Source organism: Janthinobacterium breve, from assembly GCF_051380895.1.
Lineage (GTDB): Bacteria > Pseudomonadota > Gammaproteobacteria > Burkholderiales > Burkholderiaceae_D > Janthinobacterium.
In genome coordinates, this window is the sequence record NZ_JBNYXY010000002.1 from 242,108 (window position 1) to 262,275 (window position 20,168).

21 protein-coding genes are annotated in these 20,168 nt (G+C 62.3%); 9 read left to right on the forward strand and 12 right to left on the reverse strand.

Annotation, left to right across the window (positions count from 1 at the left end):
- Window positions 1-58: 58 nt before the first annotated feature.
- Entirely contained in the window at window positions 59-514 is a 456-nt protein-coding gene (locus ACQ4W0_RS03940) for a Fur family transcriptional regulator (protein WP_436575585.1), read from the reverse strand.
- A gap of 160 nt (window positions 515-674) precedes the next feature.
- Here ACQ4W0_RS03940 and ACQ4W0_RS03945 point away from each other — a divergent pair, with 160 nt between their 5' ends.
- Window positions 675-2,726: a TonB-dependent receptor domain-containing protein gene (locus ACQ4W0_RS03945; protein ID WP_436575586.1), complete on the forward strand. Its 2,052-nt coding sequence runs from the start codon at window positions 675-677 to the stop codon at window positions 2,724-2,726.
- A 149-nt stretch (window positions 2,727-2,875) separates the two neighbouring features.
- Here the strand turns inward: ACQ4W0_RS03945 and ugpQ are convergent, their stop codons facing one another.
- The gene (ugpQ, locus tag ACQ4W0_RS03950) at window positions 2,876-3,616 is read right to left on the reverse strand and encodes a glycerophosphodiester phosphodiesterase (RefSeq protein WP_436575587.1); all 741 of its coding nucleotides are present in this window, start codon (window positions 3,614-3,616) and stop codon (window positions 2,876-2,878) included.
- A 199-nt stretch (window positions 3,617-3,815) separates the two neighbouring features.
- Between ugpQ and ACQ4W0_RS03955 the strand changes: the two genes are divergently transcribed.
- Together ACQ4W0_RS03955 and ACQ4W0_RS03960 are read left to right on the forward strand one after the other, a co-directional pair.
- Window positions 3,816-4,931 (forward strand): sensor histidine kinase, encoded by a 1,116-nt coding sequence (locus tag ACQ4W0_RS03955; RefSeq protein ID WP_436575588.1) that lies wholly within the window; start codon window positions 3,816-3,818, stop codon window positions 4,929-4,931.
- Window positions 4,928-5,809 (forward strand): LytR/AlgR family response regulator transcription factor, encoded by an 882-nt coding sequence (locus ACQ4W0_RS03960; protein WP_436575589.1) that lies wholly within the window; start codon window positions 4,928-4,930, stop codon window positions 5,807-5,809. Before ACQ4W0_RS03955 ends, ACQ4W0_RS03960 begins: the two co-directional genes overlap by 4 nt.
- A gap of 19 nt (window positions 5,810-5,828) precedes the next feature.
- Here ACQ4W0_RS03960 and ACQ4W0_RS03965 read toward each other — a convergent pair whose 3' ends face one another.
- Complete coding sequence (locus tag ACQ4W0_RS03965) at window positions 5,829-6,155, reverse strand: hypothetical protein (protein WP_436575590.1); 327 nt, start codon at window positions 6,153-6,155, stop codon at window positions 5,829-5,831.
- Window positions 6,156-6,322: 167 nt separating this feature from the next.
- Between ACQ4W0_RS03965 and ACQ4W0_RS03970 the strand changes: the two genes are divergently transcribed.
- Window positions 6,323-6,964: a hypothetical protein gene (locus tag ACQ4W0_RS03970; protein WP_436575591.1), complete on the forward strand. Its 642-nt coding sequence runs from the start codon at window positions 6,323-6,325 to the stop codon at window positions 6,962-6,964.
- Window positions 6,965-6,968: 4 nt separating this feature from the next.
- Here ACQ4W0_RS03970 and ACQ4W0_RS03975 read toward each other — a convergent pair whose 3' ends face one another.
- Window positions 6,969-8,243 carry an MFS transporter gene (locus tag ACQ4W0_RS03975; protein ID WP_436575592.1) on the reverse strand — a complete coding sequence of 425 codons (1,275 nt, stop codon included), beginning with the start codon at window positions 8,241-8,243 and terminating at the stop codon, window positions 6,969-6,971.
- A 104-nt stretch (window positions 8,244-8,347) separates the two neighbouring features.
- Between ACQ4W0_RS03975 and ACQ4W0_RS03980 the strand changes: the two genes are divergently transcribed.
- Entirely contained in the window at window positions 8,348-9,250 is a 903-nt protein-coding gene (locus ACQ4W0_RS03980; RefSeq protein WP_436575593.1) for a LysR family transcriptional regulator, read from the forward strand.
- A 31-nt stretch (window positions 9,251-9,281) separates the two neighbouring features.
- Here ACQ4W0_RS03980 and ACQ4W0_RS03985 read toward each other — a convergent pair whose 3' ends face one another.
- The 4 genes from ACQ4W0_RS03985 to ACQ4W0_RS04000 form a co-directional block, all read right to left on the reverse strand.
- Complete coding sequence (locus tag ACQ4W0_RS03985; protein WP_436511770.1) at window positions 9,282-10,154, reverse strand: hypothetical protein; 873 nt, start codon at window positions 10,152-10,154, stop codon at window positions 9,282-9,284.
- Between the two features lie 19 nt (window positions 10,155-10,173).
- Window positions 10,174-10,965: a hypothetical protein gene (locus ACQ4W0_RS03990; protein WP_436575594.1), complete on the reverse strand. Its 792-nt coding sequence runs from the start codon at window positions 10,963-10,965 to the stop codon at window positions 10,174-10,176.
- Window positions 10,955-11,467 carry a hypothetical protein gene (locus ACQ4W0_RS03995; protein WP_071079095.1) on the reverse strand — a complete coding sequence of 171 codons (513 nt, stop codon included), beginning with the start codon at window positions 11,465-11,467 and terminating at the stop codon, window positions 10,955-10,957. Before ACQ4W0_RS03995 ends, ACQ4W0_RS03990 begins: the two co-directional genes overlap by 11 nt.
- Window positions 11,468-11,572: 105 nt before the next feature.
- A complete protein-coding gene (locus tag ACQ4W0_RS04000; RefSeq protein WP_010395442.1) occupies window positions 11,573-11,866 on the reverse strand; it encodes a DnaJ domain-containing protein in 294 nt (97 codons plus the stop codon).
- Between the two features lie 162 nt (window positions 11,867-12,028).
- Here ACQ4W0_RS04000 and ACQ4W0_RS04005 point away from each other — a divergent pair, with 162 nt between their 5' ends.
- The 3 genes from ACQ4W0_RS04005 to ACQ4W0_RS04015 all read left to right on the forward strand — a co-directional run bounded on the left by ACQ4W0_RS04005 (window position 12,029) and on the right by ACQ4W0_RS04015 (window position 16,756).
- Window positions 12,029-13,795 (forward strand): glutamine--tRNA ligase/YqeY domain fusion protein, encoded by a 1,767-nt coding sequence (locus ACQ4W0_RS04005; RefSeq protein ID WP_436575595.1) that lies wholly within the window; start codon window positions 12,029-12,031, stop codon window positions 13,793-13,795.
- 201 nt (window positions 13,796-13,996) lie between these two features.
- Window positions 13,997-15,856, forward strand: coding sequence for a sensor histidine kinase (locus tag ACQ4W0_RS04010; RefSeq protein ID WP_436575596.1), 1,860 nt, complete (start codon window positions 13,997-13,999; stop codon window positions 15,854-15,856).
- A 186-nt stretch (window positions 15,857-16,042) separates the two neighbouring features.
- Window positions 16,043-16,756 (forward strand): glycine-rich domain-containing protein, encoded by a 714-nt coding sequence (locus tag ACQ4W0_RS04015; RefSeq protein WP_436575597.1) that lies wholly within the window; start codon window positions 16,043-16,045, stop codon window positions 16,754-16,756.
- Window positions 16,757-16,843: 87 nt separating this feature from the next.
- On the opposite strand, the gene ACQ4W0_RS04020 is transcribed toward ACQ4W0_RS04015, so the two are convergent.
- The 4 genes from ACQ4W0_RS04020 to ACQ4W0_RS04035 form a co-directional block, all read right to left on the reverse strand.
- Complete coding sequence (locus ACQ4W0_RS04020; RefSeq protein WP_029496207.1) at window positions 16,844-17,083, reverse strand: hypothetical protein; 240 nt, start codon at window positions 17,081-17,083, stop codon at window positions 16,844-16,846.
- A gap of 242 nt (window positions 17,084-17,325) precedes the next feature.
- A complete protein-coding gene (locus ACQ4W0_RS04025) occupies window positions 17,326-17,595 on the reverse strand; it encodes a hypothetical protein (protein ID WP_436575598.1) in 270 nt (89 codons plus the stop codon).
- A 209-nt stretch (window positions 17,596-17,804) separates the two neighbouring features.
- On the reverse strand, window positions 17,805-18,065 hold the full coding sequence (locus tag ACQ4W0_RS04030) for a hypothetical protein (RefSeq protein ID WP_426072619.1): 261 nt from the start codon (window positions 18,063-18,065) through the stop codon (window positions 17,805-17,807).
- A gap of 83 nt (window positions 18,066-18,148) precedes the next feature.
- Window positions 18,149-19,066 (reverse strand): SDR family oxidoreductase, encoded by a 918-nt coding sequence (locus tag ACQ4W0_RS04035; RefSeq protein WP_436575599.1) that lies wholly within the window; start codon window positions 19,064-19,066, stop codon window positions 18,149-18,151.
- A 12-nt stretch (window positions 19,067-19,078) separates the two neighbouring features.
- Here ACQ4W0_RS04035 and ACQ4W0_RS04040 point away from each other — a divergent pair, with 12 nt between their 5' ends.
- Complete coding sequence (locus ACQ4W0_RS04040) at window positions 19,079-20,104, forward strand: CDP-6-deoxy-delta-3,4-glucoseen reductase (protein WP_436575600.1); 1,026 nt, start codon at window positions 19,079-19,081, stop codon at window positions 20,102-20,104.
- Window positions 20,105-20,168: the final 64 nt, after the last annotated feature.

Below are 20,168 nucleotides of genomic sequence, written 5' to 3' on the forward strand. Positions count from 1 at the left end.
GCAATTGCGGCGGGCACGGGCATTGTTGCGCCCATGCCAACACGGAGGGCCGGACCGCTCAGGCCGGTTCGTGGCCGCTGGCGCAGGCGTGCACAGTGGTGGCAACTGCCGCCGCAACGGCAGGTGCGGCGCCGGCAGCGGCATTACAGTCGGCGCAGCGGCCGTACAGGGTCAGCTCGTGGCGCTCGACGACAAAGCCTTGCGGCGCCATGCGCTTCAAGTCGCCCGGGCAATCATGCACGTCGAACACGCGCTGGCAGGTGGTGCACTGGAAATGGTGGTGGTGGTGATTGGCGGCCGTGTTCGACTCATAGCGCGGGTTTTCACCTGGCAAAGTCACCACATGCACCTTTTCTTCCAGCACCAAGGACTTCAAGTTGCGGTAAACGGTGGCGATGCCCAGCTGCGTCACCTGCAAGCTGGCCTGTTCGAGGATTTCCTGCGCCGACAAGGGGCGCTGGGCCGACTCGATGGCGGCTTGAATAGCGGTTTTTTGACGTGTTGTGCGTTCCATAGCCGACAGAATACACCATCCGCCTTCTTCCACTGCCCGCAAAAACTGTCACGCAGTAATGATAATGGGTTATCATTATCATCTTCGGGTAGTCACCCCATCCGGCAACCGCCTGCCCAAACCCCGCCAACACCGATAGCCGATAAAGGAATTCTTGCCCATGTCCGTCCGTCCTCAACAACCAACTCCCCTCGCGCTGGCCATCATGCTGGCCTTTGCCGCCCCTGCCAGCGCCCTGGCGCAGCAGACGGCCACCTTGCCTGCCGTGACCGTTTCGGCCAGCGCCCTGGCGCTGGGCAGCGACGACATGAGCACGCCCGTGACCGTACTGGAAGGCGAGGCACTGGTGCTGGCAAGGGCCGCGACCCTGGGGGAAACCCTGGCCGGCCAGCCCGGCATTACCTCCAGTCATTTCGGCGCCGGCGCCAGCCGTCCCATCATCCGCGGCATGGATGGCCCCCGTGTCAAAGTGTTGTCCGACGGCGCCGAAGTGCAGGATGCCTCGACCATCAGCCCCGACCATGCCGTGGCGGCCGAACCGATGCTGTCGGAACAGATTGAAGTCTTGCGCGGCCCGTCCGCGCTGGCCTACGGCGGCGGCGCCGTCGGCGGCGTCGTCAATGTGATCGACAAGAAAATCCCCACGCGCGTGCCGGCAAAAGGCTTTGAAGGCAGCGCGGAAGTACGCGCCAACTCGGCAGCGCGCGAAAAGGCAGGCGCCTTTGAAGTGACTGGCGGCTCCGGCAACATCGCCTTCCACGCGGAAGGCGTCAAGCGCGACGCCAAGGAATACAAGGTTGGCAGCGGATGGGAAGGCGGCTCCAAGGTGGCCGGCAGCTACAACAAGACGGACACGGGCAGCGTAGGCGTGTCCTGGGTGGGCTCACGCGGCTTCCTGGGCCTGGCCTTCACCAGCCAGCATGCAGAATACGGCTTGCCTGGCCACAACCACGAATTCGAGAGCTGCCACCCGCACGGCGCGCACCTGCATTGCGGCGGCCACGAAGGCCACGACCATGGGGATGAAGAAGAACATGACCACGAGCACGGCAGCGTGCCGTATGTGAAACTCAAGAGCGAGCGCTGGGATGTGCGCGGCGAATTGCGCGACCCCGTGCCCGGCTTCGCCAAGCTGCGCCTGCGCGCCGCGTTCACCGATTACAAGCACGATGAAATCGAAGGCGCAGAAATCGCCACCACCTTCAAGAACAAGGGCCACGATGCGCGCCTGGAAATGGAACACCATCCCGTCTTCGGCTGGCGCGGCGTGGTCGGCCTGCAAACGTCGAAGCGCGACTTCTCGGCCCTGGGCGAGGAAGCGTACGTGGCGCCCACGGTAACGAAGAAACACGCAGCCTTCCTGGTCGAGGAATACAAGCTTGACCAATGGCGCTTCGAGGCGGGCTTGCGCCACGAATGGCAAGACATCACGGTCGACAGCGCCACCTTGCAGGACCGCAGCGCCAAGGGCACGTCCGTGTCGCTGGGCGCCGTGTGGAAATTCGCGCCCCAGTATTCGCTGGGCTCGACCATCTCGCGCACGCACCGTTTGCCCAGCGCCGAGGAACTGTATGCGCACGGCGTGCACATGGCCACGGCCACGTATGAACTGGGCAATCAAAACCTGGGCAAGGAAACGTCGAACAATATCGACTTGACCTTGCGCAAATATGCGGGCGCCACGACCTTCTCGGCCAGCGCCTACCGCAACAAGGTGGACAACTACATCTTCGGCAGCACGCTGGACAGCCACGAAGGCTTCCAGCTGATCCAGTACGCCCAGCGCGACGCCACGTTTACGGGCGTGGAAGGGCAAGTGCGCCAGCAGCTGAACCCGATGTTTGGCGCCAGCGTGTTCGGCGACTATGTGCGGGCCAAGCTGGCCGACGGCGGCGGCAATTTACCCCGCATCCCCGCCCAGCGCGTCGGCGTGAAGCTTGACGCCAACTGGCAGGCATGGAGCGGCGTCGCCGAGTTCTACCGCGTGGGCAAGCAGGACAAGGTCGCCGCGTTTGAAACGGCAACCCCGGGCTACAACATGCTCAACCTCTCCGCCAACTACGACACGCGCATCGGTACGACGCCAGCCCAGTTCTACATCAAGGCGAACAATCTGACGAATGAACTGGCATACAGCCATACTTCCTTCATCAAGAATGCGGCCCCGTTGATGGGACGCAACCTCACTGTAGGCATGCGCGTGACTTTCTAGTAGCACCTGACATAAGCTACTGCGCGTCGTGATATACGGCCTGCGATGCTCGCTGTGCTATAGCACAGCTGCGCTTCTCGGCCACATCTCACTTCCGCTCGCTACGCTTCTGTCAGGCGCCGTCAAGCTGAGATTGAGCCGAGAGCTTGTCAACTTGCCTTGATCAAATCGATCCGGTCCGTGCAAAAGCCGTCCACGCCCCAGGCCAGCAACTCGCCGGCCCGTTCCGGGGTGTTGACGGTGTAGCAGAACAGCCCGTATCCCGCCTCCTTTATCTCTCGCGCCAGCTCCGGCGTCAGCTGCTGGTGGTCGCAATGGAGCGCCACCACGCCCAGTTCCTTCGCCTTTTGCGCCCAATCGGATGGTATGGCTTCGACCAGCCAGCCGCGCGCCAGTTCCGGCGCCGCCTGGCGCGCCGCTTCCAGGGCGGCGATGCTGAACGACGATAGCAGCGGCAATAATTCCCCTGCAGCAATTTCCTGTGCAAAGTGGCCCCGCGTGGCGCGCGCCACCGCCTCGCCCGTAGCCACCTCAAAGCCGGGCGCCGGCTTGATCTCGATATTCATCCAGATACGCTGCGCCTTGCAATACGCCACCACGGCGTCAAACGTGGGCACGCCTTCGCCCGCGAAAGCGGGGCCGAACCAGGCGCCCGCCTCCATGGCCCCCAGCTGCGCGGCCGTGTAGTCATTGATGGCGCCGCTGCCAGCCACCGTGCGCCCCAGTTCGGGGTCGTGCACGACGACAGGCACGCCGTCGGATGCCAGCATGACGTCGAATTCCACGGCGCGGTAGCCGTACGCCAGGCCGCAGCGCAGGGCGGCCAAGGTATTTTCAGGCGCCAGAGTGCCGCCGCCGCGGTGCGCCAGGGTGCGTGGATAGGGCCACATGGAGGTTTCCTTTATTGCAAATCTAGCGTTTCAAGACTGTCTTGCCATACTATCCCGCGCCCTTCTTGAAAAGTAAAGTGGCCCTGTTTCGCGACGCGCCGCTGCGAATGGCGGCACGCCTGCCCCGTTTCGTCGCAGTCAGGTTGCGCCCTGGCCTGCGCTGGCACACAATGCCCCATCGCTACCAGCAGACACCTACATGAAATCCGACGCCCCCTCCGCCGATGCCACCGCCAAGCGCCGCTCGCCCTACTATCGCATGCTGCACGACGCGCGCTATGCGCTGGCGCTGAATGTGATCTGCGCGCTGGTCATCACCTTCATCCTCAATCCGGGCAGCCATTTTGGACAAAACCTGGTCGCCTCGATGTGCATCGGCACGATCGCCTTCCTGCTGATCGACGGCATGCGCCTGACCCTGTGGGGCGAAAGCCAGCGGCCAAAATTCCTGCCCTTCATGCTCATCATCCTGATTTCCGTGCCCGTGGCGCAAATGCTGGGCCTGGCCCTGTTCAGCTGGCTGACGGGCGTGGACGTGGGCGGTATCGAGAACATGCTGCCTACGCAAATGATGGGCACGCTCGTATTTACCCTGCTGGCCACGGGCGGCGCCGTGCTGTTTTTCTCCAGCCGCGAAAAGATTGCCCGCCTGCAAATGGAAGCTGCCCAGGAAAAGGCCCGCGCCGAATCCGTAGCCCGCCAGGCCATGCAAGCGCAACTGCAGCTGCTGCAGGCGCAGATCGAACCGCACATGCTGTTCAATACCCTGGCCAACCTGCAGGGCCTGATCAGCTTTGACCCGGACCGCGCCCAGTTGCTACTCGATCAATTGATCCAGTATTTGCGCGCCACCCTTTCCTCCTCGCGCGCCGAATCCACCACCCTGGAGCAGGAGTTTTCCCTGATGCAAGCCTACCTGGGCCTGATGTCCATCCGCATGGGCGCGCGCCTGAGCTTTACGCTGGACTTGCCCGAGGCCTTGCGCCAGATCAAGGTGCCGCCCATGCTGCTGCAGCCGCTGGTGGAAAACGCCATCCAGCACGGCCTGGAACCGAAGATCGAAGGCGGACATATCCACGTGCAGGCGTCCACGGACGCTGGCGTCCTCATCCTCACCGTCAGCGACGATGGCCTGGGCCTCGCGCATCCGGGCCAGAGCAAGGGCACGCACCTGGGCGTGACGAATATCCGCGAACGCCTGCACGGCATGCATGGCGATGCCGCCAGCCTGTCGCTGACTGCCAACCATCCGGCCGGCGCGACCGCCCGCCTAACACTGCCCCTTCCACCCACCATCACGAGTCCCCTCGCATGAGCCACCACACCCTGCGCGCGCCGCGCGCCCTGATCGCCGAAGACGAACCCATCCTCGCCGCCGCCCTCGCACACGCCTTGCAGCGGCTGTGGCCGGAGCTCGACATCGTCGCCACCTGTCCCAACGGCTTGGAGGCCTTGCAGCAAGGCTTGGCGATGCAGCCCGACATACTATTTCTCGACATCAAAATGCCCGGCAAGACGGGCCTGGAAGCGGCCGAGGAGCTGGCAGAACAGTGGCCCGACGGCGTGCCTTTCCCAAACATCGTGTTTGTCACGGCCTATGACGAATACGCGCTGGCCGCCTTCGAACATGCGGCCGCCGACTACGTTTTAAAACCCGTCAACGATGCACGCCTGGGCAAGACGGTGGAACGCCTGCAGCAGCGCTTGCGCGACAGCGGCGGCAGCAACGGTACAAGCAGTACAGTAACGGCAACGCCAGCGGGGGCGGCCACGCTGGCACCCATGGCGGCAACGGAAACAGCGTCCGACAGCGACGACAACCTGGCCCGCCTGCTGAGCCAGCTGCAAGCCATGCTGCCACCCGCCCCGCGCCTGCAAATGATACGGGCGGCCGTCGGCAACAGCGTGCGCATGATCGCCCTGACCGACGTCGTGTATTTCGAGGCGCTGGACAAATACATCAACGTTGTCTGCCAGGACAGCGAAGCGCTGATACGCACGAGCCTGAAGGAACTCTTGCCCCAGCTGGACCCGCAACAGTTCTGGCAAATCCACCGGGGCACCATCGTCAATGCCAGCGCCATCGCCACGGCCGTACGCGACGACGCGGGCAAGCTGTCACTGACCCTGCGCCAGCATCCGGCGCAGCTGCGCGTCAGTCCTTTATATGCCCATCTGTTCCGCCAGATGTAAAACGCTCAAGAAGTGATGCCTAGTGCAACTGCTGCTTCAAGTCCGACAATTCATCGTGTACCTTGAGCACGGCGCTCTTCATTTCCGGCGTCACACTGGACGCCGTGCCGCAGGCCCGCTTGGCGCGGTCGCCCAGCGATTCCATCTGCTCGACGGCTTGCCGGATGCGCGCATCGTCGTGCGTGTCGATGGCTTGCCGCACGGCGCTCTTTTGCTGATCCAGCTGGTGGATGCAATCCTTCAAGTCCATGGGCATGCCCTGCTGCTTGCCGCACAGCTGGGCCGCCTGGCCGATCGCGTGTTCGATGGCGCCAAAGCGCCGTGCCACTTCCTTTACCTGCATCATGATGATCTCCTGTTCGCGTGGTATCCGGGTTGGATCGCCAAGCTGGCACAGGGTTCCCCACTAACGGCCATGGCGTCGAAATTTCCGTGTGGCACTTTTTTGTAAGCGCTTGTGACATTTTAGACAATGATCAAATACCTCAGATACATTGGCGTACCTGAACCACCATGCCACCCATGACCTCGTTGCCCATCCTGCCCCGCCGCGCTCCCGGCCTGCTGCTGATTGTCCTGCTGCACGCAGGGCTGGCATATGTCATCGTGCAGTCACGGCCCCGCCTCGCCAGCGACGAAAACCTGCCGCAGGGTCCGGCCATCACCTGGCTGCACCACACGCTCCCGGCGCCGCACAAGCCAGTGCCCAGCATCAAACCAGCCGCCGCGCGCCTGCCGCGCCTGCCAATGGTGGCGCCGATCAGCCGCCCCCTGCCCCCTCGCACCGTCGAACCAGCGCCAGTGCCAGCAACGCCAGAAGCGATCACGGCGCCGTCAGCGCCCAGCGCAGCCGACATCCTGGCGCAAGCCAAGCGCGACGTGGGCAAGATCGACAGGGACTTACGCAAGGAATTCCCGCAACGGGGTGGGCAGAAATTCGAGGACACGGGCTTCAAGCGCATGCAGCAGGGGTTTGCCGATGCCTACGCGGCCGTGCCGCCGAAATGGTATGAAGCATCAAAAATCGAGGAAGTGGGCGCGAATGCCGCTAAAGGCAGCCGCACTTATAAAATCACCAGCGCGCTGGGCACCTTGTGCGTGACCACGGGCGCAGGCAAGAATGGGGAAACGATGATCGGCAACTGTCCCAAATAGCCGTTCAGCCCACCGCTTCGCGCGCCCCCAGCGGCTGCAGATGACGCAGGCGCAGGGCGATCAGCACGCCGCCACCCAGGCACAAGCCCAGCATGATGATGACGCCCGTCCAGCCGTCGAAGCCCCACATCATGCCCGAGGCGGAACCGATCAGGCTCGAACCCAGGTAATAGAACAGCAGGTAGAAGGCCGAGGCCAGGGCCTGCGGCGCGCGGGCGCGGCGGCTGACCCAACTGCTGGCGATCGAATGCGAGGCGAAAAAGCCGAAGGTGGCCAGCGCCATGCCGATGACGATCAGCGGCAAGGAATCGAACAGGGTCAGTAAGATGCCAGACAGCATCACCGACAGCATGATCCATAGCACGCCCCGGCGTCCCAGCCGGTCCACCAGGCGGCCCGCCCAGACGGAACTGAAGATGCCGATCAAGTATAAAAAGGCCAGCAAGCCGACCGTGCTCTGGCGCAAGTTGAATGGTGCGGCCAGCAGGCGGTAGCCGATGTAGTTATACAGGCTGACAAAACAGCCCATCAGCACGAACGCCAGGCAAAACAGCCACGGCAAGCCGCGGTCGGAAAAATGCTGTTTGATGGCGTGCGGCAATGCATTCCAGCCACGGGTACTGGGCACGAAGTTTTTCGATGCGGGCAGGCTGCGCCAGAATTCCGCCGCCGCCAGCAGGCCGGCCACGCCCAGCACGCCCAGGGCCCAGCGCCACGAGAGGAAATCGCTGAGCATGGAGGCCACCAGCCGCCCCGACATGCCGCCAAACGCACTGCCGGCGATGTACAGGCCCATCGACAGGCCCAGCGACGGCCCCTCGATTTCCTCGCCCAGGTAAGCCATGGCCACGGCCGGCATGCCGCCCAGGGCAACGCCCAGCGCGGCGCGAATCACCAGCAGTTGCGCATAATCCTGGGCGAAGGCGGACAAAATGGTCAACATCGCGGCGGAAAACATAGCCGCCACCATCAGCGGCTTGCGGCCGATGCGGTCCGAGACGGCGCTGAGCAGCACCAGCGAGATGGCCAGCAAGCCGCTGGACACGGACAAGGACCAGCTGCTTTGCGCCGGCGTCAGGTGGAACTGCTGCGACAGCAGGGGAAACAGGGGCTGGATGCAGTACAGCAAGCTGAAGGTGGAAAAGCCGCCGAAGAACAGGGCGCGGTTGCTGCGCTTGAATTCCGCCGTCCCCTTGGCAATGGCCGACCGGGGAGCGGGAGCAGAAACAGGGGTGGCGGAAGGTGCAGCGGGGGCAAAGACAAGCGATGAATCAGACATGGCCGTGTTTCGGAAAGAAAGCGAGTCTTCATCTTAGGATTGCCAACTCATATCGTCCAATATATATTTAAGGCCCAACTCATACTTTAAATATATTACTGACTATGGAATTGCGCCACCTGCGTTACTTCGTCGCCGTCGCCGAGGAGCTGCACTTCACGCGCGCGGCCGAGCGCCTGCACATCGGCCAGCCGCCGCTGAGCCAGCAAATCCAGGCGTTGGAAGCAGAGCTGGGTGCGCAGTTGTTCGAGCGCAACAAGCGCTCCGTGCGCCTGACGGAAGCAGGCCGCCTGTTCCTCGACGATGCGCGGCGCATCCTGGCCCTGTCGGAACAGGCGGCCGTGACGGCGCGCCGGGCGCAGCGGGGCGAAGCGGGCGAATTGCGCATCGGCTTTACGTTTTCCACGCCGTTTACGCCGTATTTCGCCACCGTCATCAACCGCTATCGTCAGCTGTTTCCGCACGTCACCTTGACCTTGCACGAGATGGCGACATTGCATCAGCTGGAAGCGATCTCGGGCAGGACGATGGACCTGGGTTTCGTGCGCCCGCCGGAAACGACGTACCCATCCGATATCAAGCTGACACAACTGCGGCAAGACCCGCTGTTCCTCGTGCTGCCCGTCGCCCATGCGCTGGCGGCCAAGGAGGCCATCGCCATTGCCGACATGGCGGGCGAAAGCTTTGTGATGTACCCCAAGGATGCGGGCACGGGGATTTATCCGCAAATCTTCCGCCTGTGCAAGGCGGCCGGCTTCGTGCCCCAGGTGGCGCAGGAAGCGGGCGAAGCATCGACCATCATCGGTCTGGTGGCGGCAGGCTGCGGCATTTCCGTGCTGCCCGCCTCGTTCGACCGCATCCGCATGGATGGCGTGTGCTACCGCCCCATTGCCGACCCGCAGGCGACCACCAGCCTGTTATTGGCACAGAGGGAAGAAGAGACGTCGCCGCTGGTGGCGGCGTTCGTGAAACTGGCCGAGGCAGCGGCGCTGGAAGAAAAAGAATAGGCCGGCACATGCCGGCCTACATTGACGTACATCAGGAGTAATCGGCGTCCAGCTCCGAACCAGCGTAATTTTCCAGGTCCTCGAACAGGCTCTTCATGCTGGCCCGCGTGAGGATTTTATGCACGACGGTGCAGCTGCGACGGTAGGATTCTATGCGCTCGAGCAACACCGGGTGGTGCTGCACGGGCACCTTGGCCACCAGGGCGGCCCAGCCCTCTTCGAAGTCGGGCTTGTTCTTGCGCACGGAACGCACGAAGCGTTCAAACTCCTTTTGACCCGTGCGCGCCATGATGCGTCCGCCGCCTTCGATGGCGAAGATGATGGCCACGGCAATGACGCCCTCGGCATTCAAGTCGCTGTCGCTGACGGGGCCGTTGTCATGGTGGCGGCGCAGCCAGCTGGCCAGGCGCACCACGGCCTGCACTTCCTTGCGCTGTTGCAACTGCAGCGCATACTTTTCATAGCCGGCCCAGTTCTGGTTCGGGTCGGCCTGGCAAATATCGATGAACAGCTCGCGCAGGCGGCGCTGCAGGTAGACGGGGTCCTGGTCGTATTCACCGACGAGGGCGTCTTCCGGCAGCTGCGACAGTTCCTTGATCAGGCGAAAGCCCACCTGGAACGCGTGCTCGGCACCATGCTCGACGAGGAAATCGAGCGCGGCCTGGTCGCCTTCATGCGTGACGGCCTGCTCCAGGCCCAGCGACACGCCGCCCACCGTCAGGTACAGCGCTTTCTGGATGCCGTCGGCCGTGCGTTCATTCGTGAACTTCTCGGCCACCATGGCCGTGATGCCCGTCAATTCATCGGCCAGGTCCAGCGCCGCGTCTTCGCGCGGGTCGTTCGGCAACAGCTTGATGGCGCGCACCAGGCGCGGAAGATTTTCTACAACAATTGCTGGCAGCATTAGACGTTCCCTGCTTTCATCACGAGAAAATGCCCGTGCCCAGGCTGCGGCGCGTGCTGGAGCGCGGCGCGCTGCGCGTGCTCGGCACTTGCTTGCGCAGGCGGTACAGCAATTCCTTGGTACTGCGCTGCAACATGGTCGGCTCTTCGTCCGGGTCGTCCGAGTATTCGGCATCGGCCAGGTCGGCGCTGTGGCGGAAGTCAGGGAACAGTTCGAACAGCGAGCGGTCCCAGCCGTCTTCATTCGCTTGCGCCAGCTCAATGGCCAGCGGCACGATGTCGTTGTCGGACGAGGTCACGCCCGTCACATACGGTCCCTTGATGACGATTTCGCCCGCCACTTCGAGGATTTCCTTCGGCGCCATCGAGAACAAAATGGCGAACGCCGTGGCGCCCCAGTCGGTGGCGGACGCTTCCAGCAGCAGCTCGCGGCGGCGCTCGGCGTCGTCGGTGGAAAACACCACGCCGTGGATGTGCGCGAACAGCGACTCGGCGATGCGTTCCGGATCATCCTCGATCTGGTCGTCGCTCCAGGTGGCGGCGATGAAGGCCAGGCTGTCCGCCCAGGCTTTCGGCGGCACCAGCAGGGTTGCCAGCGACATCTTGCCGCCGTCAAAGCCGGCCAGGTGCAGGGCCGTCACTTGCGGCGGGATGGCGCTCAACACTTCCACCACGGCAAGATCGCCATACTGGTCGGCCGCGTCGGCAAACGCCTGCTCGGCGTGCCCCAGCGAACCGGACAGCACCAGTTCCGTGACCTGTTTCGTCAGCGCGGGAAGATTGCTCTTTTGATCATCCTTGTTATCGGCCATGGTCATCTCCATCCTGGTCAAACATCTGGGCGAAATCGTCGGTGGCTTCGTCTTCGTCGTGCTCGTCGTCGCCGTCGTCATTGGCCGCCAGCTGGTCGAGCGACTGGTCGTCGTCGTCCCACAGGCGCGGATTCTTGTGCAAGAAGGCCGTGATGATGGCCTGGCGCGCCAGGTCGGGGAAGCTCTCTTCGATGGCGGCGTACATCTTGGCCGCTTCCGGCGCGGCGCAGGCCGCCATGGAAAACACGCGGGCAGGGTCGCCAAACTCGTAGTCTTCGCTTTCGGCCAGCAAGCCTTTCGGGTCGCTGAAGGTGATGTGGTCGACCAGCGCGAAGGCCAGCATGTTCACGTCTTCAATGCCGCCGCCGCTGGCGTACTCGCTCACCAGCGCGTCGACCATGCTTTTATAGTTCTTGCGGTTCGGCGGGTCGCCGAGGATGCCATCGATCTGGCCTTCCAGCTCGCGCGACTGGTACGCGAATTCAGGGTGTACTCTTCTCATGCTGTGCTTTCCAATGTGATGCGCGGCACTTTTACTTAAAAGCAAAAGCACCATTGTTTGTTGTTTTTCAAATCATTCGGGCTGGCCGGGCAGCCGCCAGCAGGCTTAATCTGCCGGCAGGACGGTGCCATGCAGGCGGAACACGCCGCACCACAGGGCATAGGCTTCCGCTTCCGGATCGATGATGATGCGGTGGTTCACGCTCTGGTCGTATTCGGCGCGCTTGGCCGGGTCGGCCAGGATTTCATACGCCTTGGTGACGCTCTTGAAGCGCGCCTCGGCGCCGGGGGCCTGGTTGCGGTCGGGGTGGAAGCGCATGGCCAGCGAACGGTAAACCTTCTTGATTTCATCGTCGCTGGCATTGGGTGCGACACCGAGGACGTTATATAAATTTTCCATAAATGGCTCCGGGGTCACGATTTGTTTGCTAATTAAAGGCAGATTATCCTATAGAACGGCGCCCGCGTCGCTTGCATGCTGGGATATGGGGGCAAATACGTGCTTATAAAGCGCTTGCGGTACGGTAAAATGCTTTTTACTGTCACTCTTCCGCATTGATCAATGAGCAACGATAAACCGAATACCGCCGCGCCAGCGCTGGCGCCCAATTTCTTGCGTAACATCATCGAAGCCGACCTGGCTGCCGGCGCCCATGTGCGTCCCGGCCTGCCCCAGGTGATCACGCGTTTCCCGCCGGAGCCGAACGGCTACCTGCACGTGGGCCATGCCAAGTCGATCTGCGTCAACTTCGGCCTGGCGCGCGATTACGCCGGCCAGTGCAACCTGCGCTTCGACGACACCAATCCGGCGAAGGAAGAGCAGGAATACGTCGACACCATCATGGACAGCGTGAAATGGCTGGGCTTTGACTGGGAACCGAAGCATGCCGATGGCCAGAGCCACCTGCACTACGCCAGCGACTATTTCGACCAGCTGTACGCGATGGCTGAGTACTTGATCACGGCCGGCTTCGCCTATGTGGACAGCCAGAGCGCCGAAGACATGGCCGCCAACCGGGGCAATTTCGGTCAGGCCGGCAAGAATTCGCCGTTCCGTGACCGTCCGCGCGACGAATCGCTGGCCCTGTTCCGCGCCATGAAGGCAGGCGAATACAAAGATGGCGAGCACATCCTGCGCGCGAAGATGAGCGAAGATGCCATGCGTTCGCCGAACATGAACTTGCGCGACCCGGCCATCTATCGCATCCGCCATGCGCACCACCACCGCACGGGCGATGCCTGGTGCATCTATCCGATGTACGACTACACGCACCCGATCTCGGACGCGCTGGAAAACATCACGCATTCGATCTGCACGCTGGAATTCCAGGACCACCGCCCCTTCTACGACTGGCTGCTGGAAACCCTGTCGGCCGGCGGCTTCTTCCAGCAGCCCGTGCCGCGCCAGTTCGAATTCTCGCGCCTGAACCTGACCTATATCGTTACCAGCAAGCGCAAGCTGCGCCAGCTGGTCGAAGAAAAAATCGTCGACGGCTGGGACGACCCGCGCATGCCGACCCTGGTGGGCATGCGCCGCCGCGGCTACACGCCGGAAGCGATTCAACTGATGTGCGAACGCACGGGCGTGACGAAATCCGACGGCTGGATCGACTACAGCGTGCTCGAAGGCTGCTTGCGCGAAGACCTGGACCCGAAGGCGCCGCGCACGGTGGCCGTGCTGCGTCCGTTGAAATTGATCATCGACAATTTCCCTGAAAACGACAGCGTGGAATGCACGGCGCCCGTGCATCCGCACTTCCCGGAGCGTGGCTTGCGCACCTTCCCCATTTCGCGCGAGCTGTGGATAGAGGAAGACGACTTCATGGAAGTGCCCAATAAAGGCTATTTCCGTCTGTATCCACCGATAGCCGACAAGCCGGGCAGCAAGGTTCGCCTGCGCTACGGTTATGTGATCGAATGCACGGGCTTTGACAAGGATGCAGATGGCAAGGTCATCGCCGTGCATTGCAACTATTTCCCGGACAGCAAGTCGGGCACGGAAGGCAGCTCCAATTACAAGGTCAAGGGCAATATGCACTGGGTCAGCGCAGCGACGGCGATTCCTGCCGAAGTGCGCCTGTACGACCGCCTGTTTACCGACCCGCAACCGGACGCGGGCGGCAAGGACTTCAAGCTGGCATTGAATCCGCTGGCCAAGGACGTGGTGCAAGCGTGGCTGGAACCGGGCGCGGAACTGGCCCAGCCGGAACAGCGCTTCCAGTTCGAGCGCCACGGCTACTTCGCGGCCGACCGGGTCGACAGCCAGCCCGGTAAGCCCGTCTTCAACCGCATCGTCACCCTGAAAGACAGCTGGCAGCCCGCCAAGTAAGGCGCCGCACGCTCCACGAAAAAACCGCTGCGGCGGTTTTTTTTCGTTCCCAACAGAAATATTGCCTGTTGACTATATTCACGATAATTTTGTATATTAGGCAGCTATTGAGCAATTTGCAATGTCGATAGTGATTGTGCAACTCAGTACAGCCTCCGGCACACAGGCGGCACCCGATTCCTCTTCCTGATGCGGATGGCGATGTCTTCTACTGGCGGCAAACACCCCTTATCTGCTGAAAAAAAACCGCTCTGGCTGCTCGGTTTCGTGATGTCGCTGATGGTGAGCCTGCTGTTCTACATGGCCGCCTCGCTGTCGATCGAAAACGATGCCAGCGAGCTGTTCAACAATCTGGCGCGCAATACCCAGAAAAACATCAGCTCGCGCGTCAAGTCCTATGCCAACCTGCTGCGCGGCACGGCCAGCCTGTTCCGCGCCAACGAACACGTGAGCCGCGAGCAATTCCACCGCTACGTGGCCAATATCGCCTTGCAACAGAACTACCCGGGCGTGATGAATCTCAATTACAGCCGGGAACTCGACGAGTCGCAGCGCGCCGCCTTCGAAGCGGCCATGCAGCGCGACTATCCGCCCGGGCGCGACGGCTATCCGGCGTTTGCCATCCATCCGCCCGGCCCGCGCCCCCATTATTCCGTGCTGGCATACATCGAGCCGATTGCCAGCGCCCCGGAAAAGTATGGCTATGACATCGCTTCGCGCCCCCTGATCGCCGAAACGCTGGCGCAGTCGCGCGATACGGGACAGATCAGCAATTCCGGCGCACCCGTGCCGATGGACGGCCGGCCGCAGCTGACGGGCATGGCCATGCGCCTGCCCGTGTACCGCTTCGGCATGCCGACCGACACGGTGGAGCAAAGGCGCGCGGCCTACCAGGGTTCCGTCGGCATCGGCTACGACCTGGTGACGATGATGCGCAGCGCGCTGGCCGACATGCCGGTACGCAATGTCCGCCTGACCCTGTTCGATATCGACCCGCAGGCGCTTGAACAGCCGGACTTGCCGCTGGAGCTGCCGCACGATATGCGCCCCATCTTCGACAGCACGACGGCGGGCATGCATGCGCCATGGTGGCTGCCCGGCAACTCGGGGCGCTATCTGAGCAGCACGATGCTCATCGAGCACAATGGCCGCGCGTGGCAAGCGCTGTTCAGCGTGCGCAAGAGCGACGTGTATACGCGCTTCGATGCCTTCCTGCCGTGGCTGGCACTTTTGACCGGTTTTGCCAGCAGCATGCTGCTGTACATGCTGTTTCACGCCCTGACGTCGTCGCGCCGACGCGCCATCCAGATGGCGACGGGCATGACGGAGGAATTGCGCGCCAGCCAGATCCGCCTGCAGCTGTCGCACCAGAAACTGCGCCGCCTGGCAGCCCACGCCGACCGGATCAAGGAAGAAGAGCGCAAGCGCATCGCGCGCGAAATCCACGACGACCTGGGACAGAATCTGCTGGTCTTGCGCATCGATGCCGACATGCTGGCTTCGCGCACGCAGCGCCGCCACCCGCGCCTGAACGCCCGCGCCCGCTCGACCCTGGAGCAGATCGACGCCACCATCAAGAGCGTGCGGCACATCATCAACGACTTGCGCCCTACCGTGCTGGACCTGGGCGTGAATGCGGCCGTCGAATGGCAGGTGGCGCAATTTCGCCTGCGCACGGGCATCGCCTGCGAAGTCAGCGAAAGCCATGACGACATCTGTCTGAGCGACCAGTGTGCCACGGCCCTGTTCCGCATCCTGCAAGAGTCGCTCAGCAACATTTCCCAGCATGCCAATGCCAGCAGCGTGCAAGTCAAGCTGGAAAAGTGCCACGACACCGTGTCGATGAGCGTCAGCGACAACGGCGTGGGCGCGGCCATCGACGGACGCAACAAGCTGGGCTCATTTGGCCTGGTGGGGATCGAAGAGCGCATCAAGTTGTTGGGTGGCACTTTCTACATCGAAAGCAGCCCCGGCGCCGGCATGAGCGTGCATGTCAGCGTGCCGCTGGGTGCGGACGCCACCGCATTCCCCTACCAGGAAGACAGCCGGGCCAACACCTGACAGGCACGCCCCATTGAATCAAGCTCAGCTTGCATATTTTGTAATTAGATGCAATATTGATGTAGAACAACTCAGCGCCTGCCCGCCATGGGCCAGGCATTCCTCGACTACTTGCCAGGAGTACACACCCACCCCTCTCCCTTGTTGCACTGTATTTCCCACAACGCTCTTTACCAAAGGACATTCATGGATACGAACGACAGTTTCAAGGCAATTGCCGATTTGAATTTGGACGCGATCAAAGTCAAGCTGATGCACAGGGAGTCAGGCGAAGGATGGAGCCTGGAGAAAGCCAATGCGGTGGAGTTCGAATACCGGCGCTTCCTGATCCTGATGAAACAGTTTCCGGAGGAAGAAACGGCGCCGCTGATGGACGTCGATACCTTCTGGCATTACCACATCCTCGACACCCTGAAATATGCGGCAGACTGCGAGCAGGTCTTCGGCTACTTCCTGCATCACTTCCCGTACATCGGCCTGCGCGGCGAAGACGACGAAGCGGCGCACCAGCGCGTGGGCGAGCGCATGAAGCAGCTGTATGAGCAAACGTTCGGGGAAGATTATATCCGTGCAGAAACGGCGTATTCGGGCCGCGCCGTGCAGGCGGCGTATTCGGGACGCGCAGTGCAGCTGGCGTATTCAGGACGGGCTGTACAAACAGCGTTTTCCAGTGCCGCAGTGCAGGCGACAGCGTACTCGGGTCGGGCCGTGCAGACGGCTTTTTCCAGCGCAGCGGTGCAGGCGACAGCGTATTCGGGTCGCGCGACCGGGGCTGCCAACACCGCATTTTCCAGCGCGCCCGCCACACTGGCTGCAGCAGTGGTCAAGTCGTCCACGACCGGCCTGGAAATGGGGCGTTTCTATATCGATCGTCCGGTGCTGAACCGTGACACGCAATAGAACAGCGGAAAACAGGTCTGGCTGCCGCACGCGGCAAGCCTGACGTACCCAGACGGCACCTCTCAGTTTGCCGTCTGTCAGGCGCTCTTAGGCAGCCATCAACTCGCGCAGTTCACGAATGCTGAAATCGCTGATTTCATGCATGCGGATGAGGATCGTGGCGCCGATCGGCAAGGTGTTGTGACGAATCTTGCTGATGACTGGTGGCGCCACTTCCAGCGCGCGCGACAAGGCTGCATCGTTTTTCAGTTGCAGCTTGTCGATGATCGCATCGAGGACGCGATTCGGGTTGTAGGTAGGCAAAGAGGTAATTTGTTTGAGAGACATGATCAAAAATCCGTACTTGTTGTATTAGTGCACAAAGAAACCGAATGTCTCTTCTGCAATAATTCAGGGTAAACACACTAAAAAGCGCCATCAATTATGCGGCCTTTACGCCACAAACAATATAATACACGCTATTGTTGATTTTTGCGTAACTTAAAGCAAAATTGTGATAATTGAAGAGAATTGACGCACTTGGAATGTGCTAGAGGATAACTCAAATCGGAAAAATTTGCTGCAAGTCATCAATTTTTACAATGAGGAACACCGCTGTGCATCAGCCAGGCAATCGCCATGAGCGTGCTCAGGCGAGCCATGTCCGCGGATAAATGCCAGCCTTGCGCTGCCATGCCGGCCGGGGTGGCCGTCAGGCAGGTGCCGGGGAAGGCGTCCACGCGGCACCAGGCCAGTTGCCGGCGAATTTCATCGGGCGGCGGCGGCGGCTGCAGTGCATGTTCACGGCGCCGCATATAGGCGCGCACCTGTTCCTTGCTGGGGTGGCTAGTAGCTCGCATGGCTCGCTCCTGCTGACGAGAAACAGCGTCGCGCTAAGTCGTGCTAATTGTGGAGCCCGCCACAAAAGCCAGGACGCGTGACGACATTGCTCACCATATCGCCAGCGCGCCATGACGCGTTTGCGCTGCATCAAATGGCATGACCCCGGTATTGCACCGAAGGCCGCACTGCGCCATGTTCCAGCGGCCTGGCGGCCGATGGCCTGCTCTTATTTCTTTTGCTGGCGCACGCGCTGTTGCTGTTTTTCCTGCGTTTGCTGGCGATTCTGCTTGCGCTCGAACAGGGTGACCGCATCTTTCTTGGCTTGTTCGGCGGTACGCATTTCCTCATGCGCATCGTGCGGAACAAAAAATTCGGCGTCCTGCGCCGCCACGACCAGCTTGATGGCAGCATCGTCGTCGAGGTCGTACAATTCCGTCAGGACGGTGGTGACCTCGTCCAGGTATGCTTCGTAAGTGAGGGTGGTCATGCTGTAGTCCTTAGGTGAATGGCGCACCGCCGCAACGGCGCGCTGCGCGCCGGCCCAGCAAAGTGCGCAGATAACCGACCATTTTACCCGATGCTGGCCGCATCGGCGGACAGCGACTGCAAGGCATCGGCCACGCGCGCGTAGCGCAGGCGCACGCCCAGCTCGCGTTTGAGGCGGGTATTGCGCAGGCGGCGCGATTCGGACATGAACGACAGCAGCATCGGCGTGACCACTTGCTGCAGTTCGGCACGCGGCAGGCGCGGCGGGCGCGGCAGGCCGAAGGTGTCGGCCACGACATCGAAATATTCGGCCATTTTGAGTTCGCTGTCATCGCTGGTGTGATACACGCGTCCAGGCTTGCCACGCCACAGGGCCCGTTCGATGACGCGCGCCAGGTCATCGGCATGGATATGGTTGGTGTACACATCGTCGCTCGCGGCCAGGGCCGGCGTGCCTTCGCGCAGGCGCTTCAAGGGCAGGCGGTCGTGCGCATAAATGCCGGGCACGCGCAGGATGGCCACACTGGCGCTGCGGCGCGTGCCCCAGCCCCGCAAGACCTGTTCGGCATCCACGCGCCGCTTCGCCCGCGCATTCGCCGGCGCGGGCGGGCGCGTCTCGTCGACCCAGGCGCCGGCGCAATCGCCATACACGCCGCTGGTACTCACATACACCATGCGTGCATGCTCGGGTAAAATGGCGACCAGATTGCGCGTGCGCCGGTCCAGCAAGCCCGACGACAAGGGCGGCGCCAGGTGCACGATCAGCGACGCCAGTCCCGCCAGCCGTTTCAGGCTGGCGCGGTCATCGAGGTCGGCCACGATGGGCACGGCGCCGGCCGCCCGCAGCTGCGCGCAACGCGCAGGCTGGCTGGTGACGGCAAAGACGCGAAAGCGCGCGCGCAGCAGGGGCAGCAGACGCAGGCCGACGTCGCCGCAGCCCAGGATCAGCAGGCGCGGCAAGCCCACCGGCTTGCGCAAAGAGTGCATTAACATATTTTTCATTTCAAGGATTGTATGACTTTTCAAATTACTGTTCAGCCCAGCGGCCACCAATTCAGCTGTGAAGCGGACGAAACCGTCCTGTCGGCGGCGATCCGCGCCGGCGTGGGCTTGCCGTATAGCTGCAAGAGCGGCGCCTGCAGCTCCTGCAAGGGCAAGATCGTGTCCGGCAATGTACAGCATAAGCCATACCAGGCCCGCTCCCTGACGGAAGATGAAGCGGCGGCAGGCTACTCGCTGCTGTGCTGCGCCGTGCCCCAGGGCGACCTGGTGGTGCAGGCGCGCGAAGTGGCGGGCAGCAGCGATTATCCGATCAAGAAAATGCCGTCACGCGTGACCACGATTGAAAAGGTCGCGCCGGACGTCGTCGTGCTGACCCTGCAGTTGCCGGCCAGCGAACGCCTGCACTACCGCGCCGGACAGTATATCGAAATCATGCTGCGCGACAACAAACGCCGCAGCTACAGCATGGCCAGCGCCCCCGTCGACGGCGGCCCCGTGAGCCTGCACATCCGCCACATGCCGGGCGGCCTGTTTACCGACCAGGTATTCGGCAGCATGAAAGAGCGCGACATCCTGCGCTTCGAAGGCCCGATGGGCACCTTCTTCCTGCGCGAAGATTCCGACAAGCCCGTCGTGCTGCTGGCCTCGGGCACGGGCTTTGCTCCCCTGAAAGCCATCGTCGAGCACATGATCAACGAGCAATCCCCGCGCCCGATCACCCTGTACTGGGGCGCGCGCCGTCCGCACGACCTGTACATGGATGCGCTGTGCCGCCAGTGGGCCGCCGACTTGCCGCAGTTCACCTACGTGCCCGTCGTGTCGGAAGCGCTGCCGGAAGACGCCTGGAGCGGCCGCACGGGCTTCGTGCACCAGGCCGTCATGGCCGACTTGCCGGATATGTCCGCTTATCAAGTGTATGCCTGCGGCGCACCGATCGTCGTCGAATCGGCCAACCGCGATTTCGTGCAATTGTGTCAACTTCCACCCGACGAGTTTTACGCGGACGCCTTCACCACCGAAGCCGACCTGGCCAAGTAAGCATCCAGACAGCGGGTGCTGCTGGCGCGGCATCCGCTGCCGCCACCGCTCCACCCTGCTGTTC